15 protein-coding genes are annotated in these 16,102 nt (G+C 63.6%); 12 read left to right on the top strand and 3 right to left on the bottom strand.

Annotation, left to right across the window (positions count from 1 at the left end; translation table 11 throughout):
* Nucleotides 1–34: 34 nt before the first annotated feature.
* On the bottom strand, nt 35–664 hold the full coding sequence (locus ACZ5IQ_RS13240) for a hypothetical protein (protein WP_406804972.1): 630 nt from the start codon (nt 662–664) through the stop codon (nt 35–37).
* 140 nt (nt 665–804) lie between these two features.
* Between ACZ5IQ_RS13240 and ACZ5IQ_RS13235 the strand changes: the two genes are divergently transcribed.
* From ACZ5IQ_RS13235 to ACZ5IQ_RS13195, 9 genes are all read left to right on the top strand, one after another.
* Nucleotides 805–2,586: an ATP-binding protein gene (locus tag ACZ5IQ_RS13235; protein ID WP_464481348.1), complete on the top strand. Its 1,782-nt coding sequence runs from the start codon at nt 805–807 to the stop codon at nt 2,584–2,586.
* Nucleotides 2,587–2,708: 122 nt separating this feature from the next.
* Nucleotides 2,709–3,440 (top strand): hypothetical protein, encoded by a 732-nt coding sequence (locus ACZ5IQ_RS13230; protein WP_464481347.1) that lies wholly within the window; start codon nt 2,709–2,711, stop codon nt 3,438–3,440.
* Entirely contained in the window at nt 3,422–3,811 is a 390-nt protein-coding gene (locus ACZ5IQ_RS13225) for a WXG100 family type VII secretion target (RefSeq protein WP_234785293.1), read from the top strand. Before ACZ5IQ_RS13230 ends, ACZ5IQ_RS13225 begins: the two co-directional genes overlap by 19 nt.
* 6 nt (nt 3,812–3,817) lie before the next feature.
* Nucleotides 3,818–4,108 (top strand): WXG100 family type VII secretion target, encoded by a 291-nt coding sequence (locus ACZ5IQ_RS13220; protein WP_133426801.1) that lies wholly within the window; start codon nt 3,818–3,820, stop codon nt 4,106–4,108.
* 9 nt (nt 4,109–4,117) lie between these two features.
* Nucleotides 4,118–5,536 (top strand): hypothetical protein, encoded by a 1,419-nt coding sequence (locus ACZ5IQ_RS13215; protein ID WP_061002863.1) that lies wholly within the window; start codon nt 4,118–4,120, stop codon nt 5,534–5,536.
* An 18-nt stretch (nt 5,537–5,554) separates the two neighbouring features.
* Entirely contained in the window at nt 5,555–6,100 is a 546-nt protein-coding gene (locus tag ACZ5IQ_RS13210; protein WP_061002862.1) for a hypothetical protein, read from the top strand.
* A 23-nt stretch (nt 6,101–6,123) separates the two neighbouring features.
* Nucleotides 6,124–6,654, top strand: coding sequence for a hypothetical protein (locus tag ACZ5IQ_RS13205; RefSeq protein ID WP_064859602.1), 531 nt, complete (start codon nt 6,124–6,126; stop codon nt 6,652–6,654).
* A gap of 339 nt (nt 6,655–6,993) precedes the next feature.
* Nucleotides 6,994–8,307 (top strand): IS256 family transposase, encoded by a 1,314-nt coding sequence (locus ACZ5IQ_RS13200; protein WP_052536990.1) that lies wholly within the window; start codon nt 6,994–6,996, stop codon nt 8,305–8,307.
* A gap of 64 nt (nt 8,308–8,371) precedes the next feature.
* Nucleotides 8,372–10,804, top strand: a complete 2,433-nt coding sequence (locus ACZ5IQ_RS13195) for a DEAD/DEAH box helicase family protein (RefSeq protein WP_464481346.1) — start codon at nt 8,372–8,374, stop codon at nt 10,802–10,804.
* Here the strand turns inward: ACZ5IQ_RS13195 and ACZ5IQ_RS13190 are convergent.
* Nucleotides 10,759–11,987, bottom strand: a protein-coding gene (locus ACZ5IQ_RS13190; RefSeq protein WP_109557065.1) for an IS3 family transposase whose coding sequence is annotated in 2 segments (ribosomal slippage) — nt 10,759–11,675 and nt 11,675–11,987 — 1,230 coding nt in all. Because the reading frame shifts where the segments join, the coding sequence is not laid out codon by codon here. The two genes, ACZ5IQ_RS13195 and ACZ5IQ_RS13190, sit on opposite strands and share 46 nt — an antisense overlap.
* 143 nt (nt 11,988–12,130) lie before the next feature.
* Between ACZ5IQ_RS13190 and ACZ5IQ_RS13185 the strand changes: the two genes are divergently transcribed.
* Together ACZ5IQ_RS13185 and ACZ5IQ_RS13180 are read left to right on the top strand one after the other, a co-directional pair.
* Nucleotides 12,131–13,111 carry a type I restriction-modification enzyme R subunit C-terminal domain-containing protein gene (locus ACZ5IQ_RS13185; RefSeq protein ID WP_464481345.1) on the top strand — a complete coding sequence of 327 codons (981 nt, stop codon included), beginning with the start codon at nt 12,131–12,133 and terminating at the stop codon, nt 13,109–13,111.
* 244 nt (nt 13,112–13,355) lie between these two features.
* Entirely contained in the window at nt 13,356–14,678 is a 1,323-nt protein-coding gene (locus tag ACZ5IQ_RS13180; RefSeq protein ID WP_052545499.1) for an ISL3 family transposase, read from the top strand.
* 7 nt (nt 14,679–14,685) lie between these two features.
* Here the strand turns inward: ACZ5IQ_RS13180 and ACZ5IQ_RS13175 are convergent, their stop codons facing one another.
* Complete coding sequence (locus tag ACZ5IQ_RS13175) at nt 14,686–15,279, bottom strand: plasmid pRiA4b ORF-3 family protein (RefSeq protein WP_464481344.1); 594 nt, start codon at nt 15,277–15,279, stop codon at nt 14,686–14,688.
* A gap of 202 nt (nt 15,280–15,481) precedes the next feature.
* Between ACZ5IQ_RS13175 and ACZ5IQ_RS13170 the strand changes: the two genes are divergently transcribed.
* Nucleotides 15,482–16,081 (top strand): hypothetical protein, encoded by a 600-nt coding sequence (locus ACZ5IQ_RS13170; protein WP_073694344.1) that lies wholly within the window; start codon nt 15,482–15,484, stop codon nt 16,079–16,081.
* Nucleotides 16,082–16,102 lie beyond the last annotated feature (21 nt).

Below are 16,102 nucleotides of genomic sequence, written 5' to 3'. Positions count from 1 at the left end.
CGCGCTAGGCGTCCGCTGGTGTCACGATCGACCCTCAACTCTCTCGGACAGCGGTGACAACCTCGCGCGCCATCGACAACGGATGGGCCGGAAACTGGTCGTCGAAATCGGGCAGCTCGCTCATGTTCATCACGAAGCCCGTCTTCAGTCCGGTGTAGGGGTCGCGGGCCCAGCCGCCCATCGGGTCGTCGGCAGTGGGCTGCTGGAGCCAATCATTCTGCCGCGCAATCTCATACACCGCAGCGTCGCGCATGCCGGTGGTGTGGCCTTCGATGAAGAAACCCTGGACCTGTTGCACATGCTCGGCGTGTAGGTGCAATGTCAGGTTGTACTGCACACCGCCAGACTCCTGCTTGATCTTCATGAGGCTGTACACGAACGGCACCCCGCTTGACGTCCGCTCGACGTCGACCTCGATCAGCCCGGCCTGTCCGGCAACGACGGCGTCGGCTTCGAGGATGCCGTCGATCATCTGGTCCTTGTTCAGCGGCATCGCGTACTTGGCCGGGTAGGGCCGCGTCGTCACGGTTCCCGTTGCGTCGTCACTGAACAGGTAGCCGAACGCCTGAGTTCCGGGCGGATCGTCGGGCAGCAGCGCGCTCTGTTGCCAGTAATCAGCAAGTGCCAGTGTCGGTCCGCCACCCCACAGTTTGACGCGCATCATCGACTCCTCCCCAATTCGTCACTCAGTCATACACGCCGACTCCGTCATTCAGACAGGCGACGGGCTATCGAGCCCGACTTGTCGGTGGCTCGTGCGACGCTATGCGGCTTTCGACCGAACCGATGCAGGAGATACCGCACATGTCCGCACCTCAGCAGCAGAACTTCCGAGTGGATCTCGGCGGCGTCATCTCGCTGCTCAGCAAGAACCTCTATTCCAGCCCGGGCGTGTACGTCCGCGAATTGATTCAGAACGCCTACGACGCCACCCTCGCCCGCGACGCACTCAGCGACACGCCGACCCCGCGGACCATCACCATCTCGCCATTCGGCGTCACCTCTCCGGACTCCCCGGCCAATGAATTCGCGATCACCGACGCCGGCATCGGCGTCACCGCCGATCAAGTCGAGCAGTTCCTGGCCACCGTCGGCGCGAGTTCCAAGCGTGACGAGTTGGCCCGCAGCAGGCGCACCTACATCGGGCAGTTCGGCATCGGCCTGCTGAGCTGTTTTCTGATCGCCGACGAGATCACCGTGATCTCGCGCAGCGCCGACGGCTCCGCGCCGATCGAGTGGATCGGCAACAGCGATGGGACCTACACCGTCCGACCCATCTCCGACGACGTCGCCGTCGGCACCACCGTCCAGCTTCGGCCCCGTCCAGACATGATCGGGTGGGCCCGTGCGGAGCAGGTGACTCCCCTGGTCCAGCGCTACGCCGAGTTTCTGCCGATCGACATCACTGTGCTGAGAAGTCAAGGAAACAGGGAAGTTTCACGCCGGTACCCCTGGGCTGACGACTTCGGATCCCACCGCTCCAGCGTGCAGCAGGGTGTTCCACCCGTGTACGGCGGGGTCGGAGTGGGGCGCCAGTTCGACGTCGTTGCGATCAACGACGCCGGCCTCGGTTTGGATGCCGTCGCCTACATCGGTACGGCGGTAGGCAAATCGAAGTCCAGCGCCCGAAACCGGGTGTACGTCAACGACATGCTGATTGACGACGTGGACGCGACGCTGCTTCCGTCATGGGCGTTCTTTGCCTGGGCGGTAGCCAACTCGACCACACTGGAGCCCACAGCCAGCCGTGAGGCCATCGTCGACAACGCGGCGCTGGTCGCGACCCGACGCAAGCTCGGGCAGGCAGCGCTGAAGTGGTTGCGCACCTTGGCAGATACCGACCCGCAGCGGTTCTCCGACTTCGTCGCCGACAACGAACTGGAGCTGCGCTCGGCGGCCACACGTGACGCAGACGGCGAGAATCTGGAGCTTGCCGAAGTCGTCCTACCGATGCTGACGGTCCAAACGACAGCAGGGCAGATGCGCCTGACCGACGTGGTCGCCCACAGTCCGAACGTTCTCTATGCCGTGTCCGTCAAGGAATTTCACACCATCGCCAGCTTCAACCCCGACGGACGACTCGTCGTCAACGCTGGCCACACACTGGACCAGGAGGTGCTGCTGATGCTGCCGCAGGTCCTTTCCGGAGTGACGGTCACCCGCGCCTACCCCGCTTCCGAAGTCGCCGCACTCGCCGTACCGCCCACAGACGCGGTCGGCGACATTCTGACTTTCGAACAGCGAGCGACCCGGGCGCTCAAAGCATCTGGTGCTCGCGTTGTGGTGCGCCAGTTTCCCACCACGGACCTGCCCGCGGTGTTCATCGGACACGGGCAGATCGATGCGGCATCGCCCGGGTACGGCAACCTCGTGAATCTGGTGGTGAATTGGGGCAATCGGGTCATCCGTGCACTGACCCGCACGAACGATGATCTGGTATTCGACCGCCTCATCCAGTTGCTCTACGTGCAGGCGCGGATGGCCGCCCAATGCGACGGCCCCGAGGACCGAGCGCTGCTATCGGAGGCCCTCGACGACGTCATCCTGCTCGCGGCGGGCGTGGACGGAACCGAGGTCGGGAGATGAGCGAGCAACCGACCGCTGAGGAATGCGAATTCCTCGGCGATGAGGCGGCCGGGGCAGGACAATTCGAGAAGGCTCTGGATCACTACAGTCAAGCGCGGCGATTGCGTTGCGATGCACTGACGATGGCGTTGGCGGGCAACGATCTCGACTCGCAGTCGATGTCTACTTACGGCACCGATAGCACCCGGTTGAATCAGAAGATCCGCACGATCGTGGACGAGTTGAATCCGCCAAAGACGCTGAGCGAGCGGATCGCGGACCTGCGGGTCGAGATGGACGAGCATCTGATATCGGGTCGGCTCAATCTCGCCTCCCACCTCAGCACCCAACTCGGCGCGGCGTATGAGGAATTTGGCGACCTGGACGAGGCCGAGTCGGCATATCGATCCGCCGTGGTGCTCGCCCGGCAGGTCGACGCTCGCGATCCCGAGTTGTTGCTGCACACCTTTTGGGCGTTGATCGACTTCCTGCCGCCTTCCGAGGAATCGGTGGCGCTGGCCAAGGAAATGGCGTCCAATCTGATCGAACGCCGTGAGATGTACCACCCGATGCGGGCAGCTGATGCGGCGTACCGGCTCGCGCTGGCAGAGCTGGATTTCGCCGAAATCGCGCCACAGCATATGGATTCCGCGATCGACGGCAGCACGCGGGAGGCAATCGAGATGCTCGACGGTGTCTGCTTCCACGACAAAAGCCAGGAGCTCCAGCGATGGGTCGCCGCGGTGTTGCGGGCGGTCGGCCGCGACACCGAGGCCGACCATTGGCGGTCCGCGGCCGACCGATACGAAGACTGGGAATGGTTCACGGACCAACAGATGCCCGGGCATGTGCACCTGTGGGACATCCGGCATTGATCGTCGGCCTCGCTAGACTGGCGCTTGAAGTCGGCGAAGGGGGTCGCATGGCGGACGTGGGGGGCGCACGGCTGCGCATCGAGACCGAGCCGGTCAAAGCAGCTGCGGACGAGTTTCGGACCATCGCCGATGAGTTGCGTGAAGAACTGCGCCAGCTCGTCGCGTCGGTCGATGACGTCGTCGAAGGTTCGTGGCGCGGTGAGGCCGCTCGGATGTTCGGCCGCGACTGGGATGAGTTTCGCGCCGCCGCGACGAACATCGTCGACGACGCCGACGAAATCGCGATCCGGGTCGTCCAAAGCGTGGCGGCCTACGCAGCACAGGATGAGCGCGGTGGATCGATCGTTCGCAGCGCGTGGGATGAGCGGTAGGTCGCAATGACTGGGTACACCGTCGACGTCGACGCGCTCAATGAACTGCGGTCGAAAATGCAGGCCTACCTAGCGCACTGCGAGACATCGTTGAGCCGGGTGGAATCGCTTATCGGTCAGGTGTCACAGTCGTGGGACGGTGCAGCCGCCGAAGCATACGAGGCTCGCCACCGGAACTGGGTGCGGTCAGCGCACGACATGCGCACCGCGCTCGCGGACTTCACCGCGTGGTCCACCCAGGCCGAAGACGCCTACCGGACCGTCATGGCGATGAATCTGCGCATGGCCGGCAAGTAGCGAGCATCCATGGGTACTTGGGTTGTCGATTCAGACTGGTATTTCCTGACCGCGGCGATACTCGGCCGTGCGGGATCGAAGGTGGCTGGTGCTGCCGGCGTGGTCTCAGGCGCATCGCACGGGTCCGGCCACATGGCCGGCAACGACCCGGTCGGCACGAAATGGGGATCGCGGTATGACAGCGCCGCGCGCGATGCTGTCGGTGGCGCCGATTCGCTGGCACAAGCCTGGTCTTCGCTGGCTGGACGCGTCTACCAAGCCGGAGTCAACCATGCGTGGGCTGAATTCCACGCCGGCCGTCGCAAGATTCCCGTCCCGGCCAATCTGCCACCGCGACCGGCGATCTCTGAACCGTCGTCGACGATCTCCAGTTCCGTGGGCGCCAATGGCGTCGGTCTGACCGACATCATTCCCGGCTTGGTCGAGGCGGTCGGCAAGGAAACTCCGAACGCAGACACGAAGGGCCTCGACGCCGCTTCGGACATGTGGCAACGGTTCGCAACGACGGTCGCTGAAGCTGTCAGTGACGTGGTGAATCAGGTCAGACGACCGGACCACGACATGCCCGACGCCACCGCGTTCTACGAGACAATCGCCAATCTGAGCGCTCCCGCGGATGCCGTCGCCGCCGACGGCCGCACACTGAGTGCCCTAACGCACAGCTTCTCTGCAGCCACCAGCGCGATGCGCGCGAACATCGCCAGTGAGGTCAACAGCACCGCGATGTGGATGGGCGGGGCCGCGTCAGTCGTGGTGCTGTCGTCGGAAGTCACTGGCGGCGCGTCATTCCGGGCCGTGCCCGCGGCCATGCGCTGGAGGCTCAACCAGGCCGGCACCAACATCCGGAGCTACATCGCCGCGGTAGAAACCGCTGCGACAGCCATTGACTCACTCACAGTTGCACTCGACCCGGCCAAAAAAGGTCTGCTTGACAACCAAAAGTTCGTTGACATCGAGATCTACGATCCCGACGGCACCAAGACCCATCACCATCGCATTCCTCTGTCCAAGTGGCTGGCCTGGCAGAACTATCTGCACCGCGGCGGCCAGGAGTGGGACTGGAATCGCTGGAGCTCCAACTACGACCAGCTTCAAGAGAACTCTGCAAACGGCTGGTGGTTCGACAAATACGCGGCCGAAGTGATGGGCTACAGCAAGGACGACGGATGGCATTCGCAATACTCAGACCAGACGATCGTCCCCGGTCGTCGCTGGGACTGGGTGAGTCCCGATCTCAACGAGTTCATCGAGAACAAGAGTGGACGCCTCGACATGGACCAGCTGGCCAAAGACGAACGCGTTCTAGCCCTCGGTCATCAGCTCACCTACAACCTCAACGCAAACTATCCGTACAGCCCAGCGGAGATCGCTGCGCTCCAGAGTCTGCAAGACAGATATCCAGACCAGTTCACGGTGAATCGACTGTGACCAACAGGGAGAATCAGGATGGGTAAGTCGTTCGACTACGTCCCCGTGCAACTCACCAAGGCGTTCCGCGAAGCGCAAACCAACGAACAGTTCTTGGGTTGGCTGAAGATGCAGGAAGCCTCGATGGAAATCGAATTTCCCTATGAAGACCTACCGGACGTGCGCGACATCATGTTCACCAAAGACAGTCTTGCGGTAGTCGAACAGAAGCTGATGGAGCTGTACCCCGACGATCCCAGCGCCTATGCAAATGAGGAAGCTGTTCACCGAACGATGCGCTACGCGTACTACGTTGGCGAAACAGTCCGACGCGCCATTGAAGCAACCTGGGTAGCACTGCCGCCGCCCAGCCAGAAAGGCCAACCGGGAGCGTTGCTCCCGGCCATCGACGTGCTCTTCGACGAGATGTTGGTTCAACCCTTGCTGTTGATCCGATTCGCACTCACCCGCCGAACAGGCCTGGAGATCACGCGCGTGTACAACAACATTCTGCGTCTCTATGACGAATGGGCTGAAAAGGGTCGTCCACCAAGGGAGTTTGGCGGCACCTTGCGCGAGGAATGAGTGGCTGACGTTGAAGAATCGTCATGGGTGAGTCCTTCGACTACGTCCCGACGCAACTCACTCGAGCGTTCCGCGATGCACAGTCCAACGAACAGTTCCTGGGCTGGCTGAAGATGCAGGAAGCCGTCATGGAGATCGAATTCCCGTACTACGACGTCCCCGAGATACGCGAGCAGATGTACACCGAAGCGAGCTTGGCGATAGTCGAACAGAAGCTCCTCGACCTGTACGACAACCATCGAAGCGCCTTCTCGCTCGAGAACGTCCACACGACCATGAGGTACGTCTACTACGTTGGCGAAACATTTCGCCGTGCCTGTGAAGGGACATGGGTGGCCCTCCCCGTGGCCGACGCATACCTACCTGCGATTGACTTTCCGATGCGCGAAACCATGACTAAGCCAACAGACCTCGTAGAGGGAGCAGTCAACCGACGCGACGGGAAACACCTGACGAAGGTCTTCGGACACGCCGTGCGCAGCTATCGCGAGTGGACTGAAGCAGGCAAGCCCGAACGGACCTTCCGCGGCACCCTGCGCGAAGCCGACGAATAGGCGGGCCGTCCTAGTTTTTGAACCGAGCAACCAATCAGTCACAACTTGTCGGCTCGACATGCAACACTGCTCGGTTCGCCCGTCAGCAAAGGAATTCGCATCGTGACAACTCGTGACAACACCTCGACCATTGGCCGACAGAAATTGACGATCATGTTGCTCACTACCAGTACAGTGACCCTGTGAGTCCGACTATGTTCGTGAAGAGCAATGATCAGAACCTGTGGATGAGCCTCGGCGAGGCGGCGTAGGAAAGGGCGCACCTTCCCGAGGATGATCTGAATGTCGAAGGTCTGATCAAGAGCCGGCGTTGGCGCGCTGGTTCGGGAAGGTACGCCCATGCTCACGGTAGTTCACGATGCGGATTCATCCAACGAGGATGCTGGCTCGTCGCGGTCGTTGCTCGATGAGATTGTCCGCGACGGTGCCCGCCAGATGCTGGCCGCAGCGTTGCGGGCTGAGGTCGCCGCCTACATCGAGGCTCATGCCGGTGAGCTTGATGAGAACGGGCACCGGCTGGTGGTGCGCAATGGCTATCACCGCGAGCGCGAGGTGCTCACCGCGGCGGGCGCGGTGAGTGTGACCGCGCCGCGGGTCAATGACAAACGTGTTGACCCGGACACTGGTGAGCGGCAACGGTTTTCCTCGGCGATCCTGCCGGCGTGGGTGCGCAAGTCGCCGCAGATGACCGAGGTGTTGCCGTTGCTGTATCTGCATGGCTTGTCGACCAGTGATTTCGGTCCGGCGTTGGAGCAGTTCCTGGGCTCGGGTGCCGGCTTGTCGGCCACGACGATCACCCGACTCACCACGCAGTGGCAGGACGAGGCCAAGGCCTTCGAGGCCCGTGATCTGTCGGGCACCGACTACGTCTACCTGTGGGTCGACGGCATCCATCTCAAGGTGCGCCTGGAGCAGGAGAAGCTCTGTTTGCTGGTGATGATCGGTGTGCGCGCTGACGGCCGCAAGGAGCTGGTCGCGCTCACCGACGGGTACCGGGAGTCGGCCGAGTCGTGGGCTGATCTGTTGCGGTCGTGCCGACGTCGCGGGATGACCGCACCGGTGCTGGCCGTCGGCGATGGGGCCCTGGGGTTCTGGAAGGCCGTGCGTGAGGTGTTCCCGGCCACCGGCGAGCAGCGGTGCTGGTTTCACAAGCAGGCCAATGTTCTTGCCTGCCTGCCAAAGTCGGCTCATCCGGGGGCGATCGCGGCGATGCGGGAGATCTACAACGCCGAGGATATCGACCACGCGCAGGTGGCGATCAAGGCGTTCGAGGTGGACTACGGCGCCAAGTACCCCAAGGCGGTCGCCAAGATCGTCGATGACGCCGATGTGCTGCTGGAGTTCTATAAGTACCCGGCCGAGCACTGGGTCCATCTGCGCACTACCAACCCGATCGAATCAACGTTTGCCACGGTACGTTTGAGGACCAAGGTGACCAAGGGGCCGGGTTCACGCGTCGCCGGAATGGCCATGGCTTACAAGCTGATCGACGCCGCGCAAGCCCGCTGGCGAGCCGTCAACGCACCGCACCTGGTCGCTCTGGTCCGGGCCGGCGCGATCTTCCACAAAGGCAAACTGCTCGAGCGACCCACCGACATCACCCCGTCGGCGGACTCGGCACCGACCGAATCAACTGGAACGGAGGTCGCCTGAAACAAGCCGATCCACAGGTATTGACAATTCCTCGTTCGTGAATGAACATTCCGGCTGAGCGCGGATGAGCAATTTCGCATTCATCGGTGCCGCTGAATGGCCCGACATCCAATCCGACTGTGCCCGCGCCGAGAGCTACCTGGCCTCCGATCCGCGCTCGGCCTGCATCTACGGCCGGCGCGCCATCGAACAACTCGTCGGCCTGCTTTACGACGTGATGGATCTCCCGCTGCCATACAAAGACGACCTGGCCGCCCGGATCAACGAACGTCCGTTCAGTACCCAAGTGCCGCCGGCAATCGTTCACAAGCTCAACCTGATTCGCAAAGCCGGCAACGCGGCGGTGCACGAACGGCGCGCCATCGCGCCGAACATCGCGCTCGCGGTCCTGCGGGAACTTCACCACGTCACGGTGTGGGCCGTCTACCACCACTCGGCCTATCCCAAGGCCGCGCCACTCAAGCTGCCGTTCGATCCCAAGCTGGCGGCGAAGGCCGCGCCCCTGAGCCGTGACGAGGTCGCCCAGCTGGCCACGAAGTTCAAGGCGCAGGACGAAGCACACGCCAAGGCGCTGGCGCAGAAAGACGAGCTTGCCGCGGCCAAAGACGCCGAGATCGCCGCGCTGCGTGAGCAGATCAAAGCAGCCCAGGCCGCGAAGCAGCAGCCCGACGACCGCGACTACAACGAAGCACAAACTCGTACCGAGTACATCGACCTCGATCTCGCCGAGGCCGGTTGGGCCCTCGACCAACCGCGGGACCGCGAGTTCGAAGTCACCGGGATGCCCGACGGAGGCAAGGGTTACGTCGACTATGTGCTGTGGGGCGCAGACGGCCTGCCACTCGCGGTCGTCGAAGCCAAACGAACCAGCAAGAGCCCGCACGTCGGCCAGGAACAGGCCAAGCAATACGCCGACTGCCTGGAGCAGATGACCGGCCGACGGCCAATCATCTTCTACACCAACGGCTACGACCACTGGATGTGGGACGACGCCGGCGGGTATCCGCCCCGCCAGGTCCAAGGTTTCTTCACCGCCGACGAACTGGCCCTGGCGATTTCGCGGCGCACAACCCGCAGGTCGTTGGCGGACGCAGAGATCGACTCGGCGATAGTCGAGCGGCACTACCAGATTCACGCAATCCGCCGAGTTGGTGAGGAATTCACCGCGCACAAGCGCGAGGCGCTTCTGGTGATGGCGACGGGATCAGGCAAAACTCGCACCGTCATCGCACTGGTCAAGCAGCTTATGGAAGCCGGCTGGGTCAAGCGAGTGCTGTTCCTGGCCGACCGGACCGCCCTGGTCAATCAGGCCGTCGGCGCATTCAAGCAGCACCTGCCCAACGCCACAACGGTAAACCTGGTGACCGAGAAGATCACCGATGGCCGGGTCTACGTGAGCACCTACCCCACGATGATGAACCTCATCAACTCCGTCGACGACGGGCTACGGCCTTTCGGTCCAGGCTATTTCGACCTCGTCGTGATCGACGAGGCACACCGTTCGGTGTATCACAAGTACCGCACCATCTTCGACTGGTTCGACTCACTGCTCGTAGGGCTCACCGCGACGCCCAAAGACGAGGTTGACCACAACACCTACCGGCTGTTCAACCTCGAAGACGGCATGCCAACCGACGCCTACGGTTTGGACGACGCTGTCAAGGAAGGCTTTCTTGTTCCCGCCGTGGGAATTTCGGTTGGCACCAAGTTCCTGCGCCAAGGTATTCGCTACGACGAGTTGACCGAGGCCCAGAAGGACGAATGGGACTCCCTGGACTGGGGTGATGATGACACCCCCGACGCCATGTCGGCAGAAGAGCTGGGACGCTTCTGGTTCAACGCCGACACCGTCGACAAGATCTTGGCGCAGCTGATGTCGCAGGGGCACAAGGTCGCCGGCGGCGACCGACTCGGCAAGACGATCATCTTCGCCAAGAACCAAGCCCATGCACAGTTCATCGCCGAGCGGTTCAACATCCAATACCCCGAGTACGCCGGTACATTCGCGCGCGTCATCACCCACAGCACCGAGCGCGCTCAGAGCCTCATCGACGACTTCTCCGTCACCGACAAGGCACCGCACATCGCCATTTCCGTCGACATGCTGGACACCGGTGTCGATGTGCCGGATGTAGTGAACCTGGTCTTTTTCAAAGAAGTTCGGTCCAAGAGCAAGTTCTGGCAGATGATCGGCCGAGGTACCCGGTTGCGCCCCAACCTGTTCGGACTCGGACAGGACAAAGAGAACTTCTACGTCTTCGATTGCTGTGGAAACCTGGAATTCTTCAGCCAGGATCTGCCGGGTACGCAGGGCTCACTGCAAAAGTCCTTGAATCAGCGCCTGTTCGAAACTCGCGTCGGGCTGGTCACCGCGCTGGATTCCGCTGTGCCAGGAACCAATCCGCCGGAAGGTCGGGCCTTGCCCCCATGTAGTGGACACGGGATTTGTGGTTACGCGGCTACTGGCAGCGTAGCCGGTGTTAGGGTCCTTTCGTAGGTCGCAGGGCTGGAATAGCGGCACCGGGAGTGCCGTCGTTTGGTGTTGTAGCGAGCCAGCCAGCGGAACACTTCGCGGCGGCAGGTAGCAGCGTCGGGCCAGTGGCTGCGGTCCTGCAGGATCTCGCGTTTGAGGGCGGCGTTGAACGATTCGGCCAGCGCGTTATCGGCACTTGACCCGACGCCACCCATAGACTGGGTGACCTCCAAGTCACGGCAGAGGTTCGCGAAATCCCTTGAGGTGTACTGACTTCCGTGATCTGTGTGGAACACTGCACCGGTCAGGGAGCCGCGCAGCGCCGCAGCGGCTTTGAGGGCATCTTCGACCAGTTCGGTGCGCATGTGCTCGGCGATCGCCCACCCCGCCACCCGTCCGGAGAAGCAGTCGATCACGGTCGCCAGATACAGATTCGAACCGCTTGCCAATGGCAGGTAGGTGATGTCGCCGACGTACTTGACGTTGGGTGCCGCGGCGGTGAAGTCCCGGTTGAGCAGGTCCGGGACTTTCTGTTTGGCCGGATCCGGCGTGGTGGTCTTCACCCGTCGCCGGCGGCGGTAGCCGGCGATCCCGGCACTGCGCATGACCCGGGCCACCCGCTTGTGGTTGACCCGCTCACCGTCGGGTGCACCGTCGTTGAGTTCAGCGGTGATCCGCGGCGCCCCGTAGGTGTTGTCCTCATCGTGCACGGTGCGGATACGCGCGGCCAGCGCCTTGTCAGCGGCCTGGCGGGCGGCGCGTCCGTCGGCAGCGGCCAACCAGGCGTAGAACGATGAACGCGCAACCTCGACGACTGCGCACAGCCACTTCACCTCGAAGGTGTGCAGGTGGTCGGCGACGAACTGGAAGCGGCTCACCAGTTCGTCTCCCCGGCGAAATACTTGGCCGCCGACCGCAGAATGTCACGCTCGGTAGACAACCGAGCCTCCGTGGCGCGTAACGCCTTGTTCTCGGCCCGTAGCCGGGCCAGCTCCTGCTCTGGGGTCTCAACGCCGGGGCTCGGCTGTGCTGCTGCGGTGGGGTTGCGGTGCCTGATCGGCACCCCGGCGGCTTTGCACCACGCTGAGAGCGTCACACCGGAGATGCCGAGTTCGTCGGCGATCTGCGTGATCGTGGCGCCCTCGGTGTCTCGGTACAGCGCTACCGCGTCCCGTTTGAACTCGTCAGGGTAATTTTTCCTTGCCATCGTGGTGGATCATCTCGCTTCCCCCGCCAACCTTGCGGGATTCAGCGTGTCCAACACACGGGGTCAAGTCCCGTCATGGCACCGAATCCGAACGTGGGCTCCGCGTCGACACCGCATGGAGCCTGCACAAGATCGTCGTCGGCATGAACCTCGACAACGTGCTGGTCCGGCCCCACCGCCGACTCGTCGAACAGTACGCGCAGTGGCCGGCATGGTCGTCGTTGACGCACGAGGCCGCGAGCGACGTCGCCCTCCAACTCGCCGGCCTGCCTTCCTCGGAGCTGGACACCGACGAACAGGCCAAGCGGTTCGACCTGTTGATCCTGCGCCGCCAACTGGCACAGCTCGAGGGCGATGCCGTAGCGGCTGAACGGATCCGGACGAAAATTCAGGGAATCGCCGAAGGACTGCTCACCAAGACCTCGATTCCGTCGGTCGCGGCGCAACAGGCCCTCCTTGACGACATCTGCGCCGACGAGTGGTGGGTCGACGTCACCCTGCCCATGCTCGAACTCGTCCGGCTGCGGGTGCGTGCACTGGTCCGCTTCCTGGACCCCGCCCAGAAGACCGTTGTATACACCGACTTTCAGGACGAACTCGGTGAAGCAACCTTGGTCGATCTACCCAACGTCACTCCGGGGACCAACTGGGACCGGTTCAAGGCGAAAGCCAGGGCGTACCTCAGGTCCCACCTGGACCACATCACGCTGCAACGTCTGTACCGCAACAAGCCGCTGACGCCCGACGACCTGGTCGCACTGGAGCGGATGCTGATCGACAGCGGCGTGGGTGAACCCGCCGACATCGACTTGGCGAAGGTCGATGGGCTCGGGCTCTTCGTCCGGTCGCTCGTGGGTCTGGATCGTGCCGCAGCGACAGAGGCGTTCGGGGCCTACCTCGACGGATCGCGATTCACTGCGGACCAGATCAGGTTCATCAATCTCATCGTCACCGAACTGACGGCGACGGGCGTCGTCGCCGTCGCGCGACTCTATGACTCCCCCTATACCGACAAGGCGCCGACCGGCCCCGAAGAGGTGTTCCCAGAGGCCGACGTCGACAACATCGTGTCGATCCTCAACACTGTCCGGGCCAATGCCGCGCCCCAGGGCGGCGTCGCCTAGGCGCACGTCGACCGCGAGCCTGACCTGGTGGCGGAAAATCGAGCCAATAACGGCCGCGCGGTCAGTCTCGGTCGAATGCGTTACCGCGACCGCCGCGAGCGGCCCCAAAGTGCACGCGACACAGCGGGTTTGGGGGCTCTTCACAGATGAGGGTGTAGAGGTGGTTGGCGCGTCGTTGCCGGGATAGAGGTCGAGGTCTCTCGAAAATGAGGGTTCCTACACTCCTCATCCGAAAGACCTCGACGTGCCTGACGCTACCGGTCGGGCGGGCTTCGCCTGCGCTGACCTGACGACTTTCTGCCGCCTCGACGAACTTGGGCTGCAGGTGACCGGACAACGCCTTGAGCCCGGCCGTGCTGTGCTGGCGTGCCGGGTGACCGACGAGGACCGGTGGTGTCGTCGCTGCGGCGAAGAAGGCATCCCACGCGACAGCCTCACCCGTACTCTGGCCCATGAGCCGTTCGGGTGGCGCCCCACCACACTGCTGGTGACCATCCGTCGCTACCGGTGCGCCGGCTGCGCCCACGTGTGGCGACAAGACACCACCAGGATGGCCGAACCACGTGCCAAGCTGTCGCGGCGTGCTCTGCGGTGGGCGCTGGAAGCCATTGTCTGCCAGCATCTATCCGTGGCTCGCATCGCCGAAGCGCTCGCGGTGTCGTGGAACACCGCCAACAACGCGGTGCTGGCAGAAGGCCGACGGGTGCTGATCGCCGATCCGGCCCGTTTCGACGGCGTGGCGGTGATCGGCGTCGATGAGCACGTCTGGCGGCACACCCGTCGCGGTGACAGGTACGTCACCGTCATCATCGATCTCACCCCTGTGCGTGACGGGACCGGTCCGGCTCGGCTGCTCGACATGGTCGAGGGTCGCTCAAAAAAGGCGTTTCAGGACTGGTTGGCCGAGCGGCCGCAGGACTGGCGTGACGGCGTGGACGTTGTTGCTATGGATGGCTTCTCCGGGTTCAAGACCGCTACCGCCGAGGAACTGCCCGAGGCGGCGACGGTGATGGACCCTTTCCACGTGGTGCGCCTGGCTGGCAACGCCCTCGATGAGTGCCGCCGCCGGGTGCAGCTGGCGACATGTGGGCACCGCGGCCGCAAGTCCGACCCGCTCTACACCTGCCGACGCACCCTGCACACCGGTGCCGATCTGCTCACCGACCGCCAGCGCACCCGGCTGGCCGCCTTGTTCGCCGCCGACGCCCACGCAGAAGTCGAGGCCACCTGGCAGATGTATCAGCGCACCGTGGCCGCGTATCGTGAACCCGACCGCACGAAAGGCCGCACGATGATGGCGGCGCTGATCACCACGCTGAGCACCGGCGTTCCCAAGCCGCTGACCGAACTGATCACCCTGGGACGGACCCTGAAGAAGCGTGCCGCCGACGTGCTGGCCTACTTCGACCGCCCCGGCACCTCCAACGGGCCCACCGAAGCGATCAACGGCCGCCTCGAACACCTGCGCGGATCCGCGCTGGGCTTCCGCAACCTCACCAACTACATCGCCCGGTCACTGCTCGAGACCGGAGGCTTCCGAACTCAGCTCCTTGCACCTCGGCAGTGAAGAGTCCTCAACGCATATTCGACGCGGCCAGAGCGTCATTGGTCTCGGTCACCGAGAAACGATCGGGGTGCCAGCCTCGGGGCAGCCAGTCGCGCATCTCCTGCGCACCCAGCCCCATCGGTGTTGCCCGCGGGTCGTACCCGCCACGAACCCACGCAGCCAATTCCTCATAGCCGCCCAAGCCACCACAATCCTCCGGCGGGCAGGCCATCTTGCCCGCCAGGCACACCGGAGCCGAAGGTGGATCATCGAGAACGTCTTCGACCACCAGCACGTGCTCCCATCCGTCGCCGAAGTCGTAGTCATAGAACAACCGGTCGCCCTTACCGGAGACCACCTGATCCAGGCGCACACCGTCCTCGACGAGACCGTCGTCGCCTTCGCTGAGATCAAATCTGGTGACGAAGTAGGCACGGGTACGCCGGTCCGCCCCGACACCGAACTTATGCAGATGACCGTCCTGCCAGCCCATCGCAACCTGCAGCACGTCATGCAGCTCATCGAGCACGAGGTCACCCGGCAGGACCAGACGACGCCAGATCGGCGGCTTGGCGTACATCAGGTCGACCCGCACCCGGAAACCCCGCACACGCTCCGGCACAGCTGTTGAGCGTCTCTGGGCGTGACGACCATGAGGCTTGGAGTCGTCGTTGATTCTGCCGATGCGGGGACGGGCTTTGGGGTGGGTTTGATCTTGGTGGTCTGCACCGTCAGTGTGACGAGGAACTGATGGGTGCACGGCGCCACCGCTGAATTCTTGGCAGATCTCTCCGGCGGCGCCGTGCGTAGTGCGAAAGGCACTGATGGTCACGGTAGAGGTCGATTCTGCGCGCGTCGAGTCACGGTTGGCCGCTGGGGAGTTGCGGTGTCCGTCGTGTGTGGGCGGGGTTCTGGCCGGGTGGGGCTATGCCCGTTCTCGTCGGGTGGTCGGGACGGCCGGGTCGGTGCGGCCGCGGCGGTCTCGATGCCGTACGTGTGCGGTGACTCATGTGTTGTTGCCGGTGACGTTGTTGCTGCGTAGGGCTTATGCCGCGGAGGTGATCTGGGAGGCGTTGGCTGCCAAGGCTGCCGGTGTGGGGCACCGCGGGATCGCGGCAAAACTCGGTGTCCCGGCGTGCACGGTGCGGGGGTGGCTGCGGGTCATCGCGGCTCGGGCCGAGGCGGTGCGGCACTGGTTCGTGACGATCGCGCTCACTGCGGGGGTGGATGTGTCGATCCCGAAGTCGACCGGCTCAGGGTGCGGGGATGTGTTGGCCGCGATCAGCACGGCGACCGAGGCGATCACTACACGGTTCGGGCCGGGGATGCTGCTCGGCGCGGTGACGGCTGCTGCGGTGGCTGTGGCTGGTAGCGGTGCTCGGCTGCTCTGTCGGGGGTGGCCACCGGCGTCGGTGGCGTGGTGATGCAACACCAGCTGCCTCTGC

This window comes from Mycobacterium toneyamaense (genome assembly GCF_055384815.1).
Note: the sequence above shows the minus strand (reverse complement) of the source record. Positions and strands in the feature narration are given on the sequence as shown.